Below are 1,645 nucleotides of genomic sequence, written 5' to 3'. Positions count from 1 at the left end.
CGCAGTGACCGTGCTTGCGGCCCGCGGACGATCGACAGGTGGGACAGCACGTCGGGCCCGGACGGGGTACGACGCGCACGATGAGCGGGTCGGTCGCCGGCTCGATACCGACGACGGTCAGGCCATCGGGCACCAGGGGCAGGATACGGCGTGGCATGGCGTCCTCCGGAAAGCCGATCTCCGGAGATGGGGGCACGTCACGCTGGCCGGCCCACTTCGCCACACGAAGTGCGGAAGAGCCATCATTCACCCGGCGTCGACAATCATCTCGAGGCGCGCTGGAAGGCCGGCTGCCGCAACGCCGCCGAGCTCGCCCGCGGGCTGATCCGCGCGGGAGCCGACATCCGTCCGAGGATGGTGCGGGATTGGGCGATGAGACGGCGTCGCGCGAGCGCGGACGTTATGGACGCCACGCCGGGCTCGATGAGCGCGCCGCGATGGCGGCCCCCGTCGATCAACCGGACGGCGTGGCTCCTGCGGGCGGACCCGAGCGCAATCGTTGCGGATGATCGCCGCTTCCTCGATCACCTGCGGGTGGAGGCTCCCGATCTGGCGAAGAGCGTGGCCTTCGCGACGCGCTTTGCCGACCTGGTGCGACGGCGCTCGGGCGAGAGTCTGGAGGCTTGGTTCGCGGCGGCGGCCGCGACGCCGCTGGCGAAGTTCGCCGCCGGCCTCGAGCGCGACAGGGACGCGTTACGCGGCGCGATCACGACGCCCTGGTCGACGAGTCCGGTGGAGGGGCAGATCGGCCGGCTGAAGATGCTTGTCTTATGATTTTTGGGTCCAGCTCGGCCAGACTGGATCGTCACCGGCGCGTTTGCATCGCGCCGGCGGCGGGAGGGGACGGGTCGAAAAGATGCGGGCCGTTGTGGGCCGCGTTTGAGTGTGACCACCCCTCTCTTTTCCTCGTGGCCTGAACGGATACCCGGGCATTGCGGCCCGGATGACAAGCCAAGGACGCGGAAAAGATGGAGCACTCTACGCCCCTCACGGTCGGTGTCGACATCGGCAAGGATCATCTCGACGTCTGCCTCCATCCTGGTGGGATGGAGCGGCGCTTCACCAACGATGCCAAGGGTCACCGAACGCTGATCGCGTGGCTGACGCCGCACACCGTCACCCGCGTGGTCTACGAGGCCACCGGCGCCTATCATCGTGCCTTCGAACGCACCCTGGCCCAGGCCGACTTGCCGCTGGCCAAGGTCAACCCTCGTCAGGCGCGGCGCTTTGCCGAGGCTACCGGACAACTGGCTAAGACCGACCGCTGCGACGCAGCCATGCTGGCGCAGCTGGGCGCCCTGCTCGAACCGCCGGTGCGATCGGTGCCGACCCCGGTCCTGGCTACGATGCGCGAGCTGCACGGCGCGCGGCAGGCCCTGATCAAAGACCGCACCGCCGCGCTCAATCGGCAGAAGCAGCTCACCGCCGCTCTGCTCAAGCGACACGCCCTGCAGCGCCTGCGACAGATCAAGGTCCAGCTGGCCGCGATCGAGGCCGAACTTGACGCCCTGTGCGCCGCCGACCAGGACCTCGTCCGCCGCCGCGCCATCCTGGCCAGCATTCCCGGTATCGGCGAGGCAACCGCGATTGCGCTGCTGATCGAGATGCCCGAACTCGGCAGCCTCGAGCCGGGCCCGGCCGCAAG

Annotated in this window: 2 protein-coding genes; both read left to right on the top strand. The window is 69.2% G+C overall.

The genetic code is table 11. From position 1 onward, the window contains the following. Positions 1–186: 186 nt before the first annotated feature. Positions 187–774 (top strand): transposase, encoded by a 588-nt coding sequence (locus C4T42_RS31280; protein ID WP_146074112.1) that lies wholly within the window; start codon positions 187–189, stop codon positions 772–774. 194 nt (positions 775–968) lie between these two features. After that, the coding region (locus C4T42_RS31275; protein ID WP_103986563.1) for a transposase at positions 969–1,645 on the top strand (677 nt) is incomplete at its 3' end.

Source organism: Methylobacterium sp. 190mf, from assembly GCF_900107945.1.
Taxonomy (GTDB): domain Bacteria; phylum Pseudomonadota; class Alphaproteobacteria; order Rhizobiales; family Beijerinckiaceae; genus Methylobacterium.
This window is presented reverse-complemented; position numbering and strand designations above follow the sequence as displayed.

What these genes read in the sequence shown, in the direction of transcription:
- C4T42_RS31280 (WP_146074112.1), top strand. Translation starts at nt 187, where the DNA reads ATGGGGGCACGTCACGCTGGCCGGCCCACTTCGCCACACGAAGTGCGG.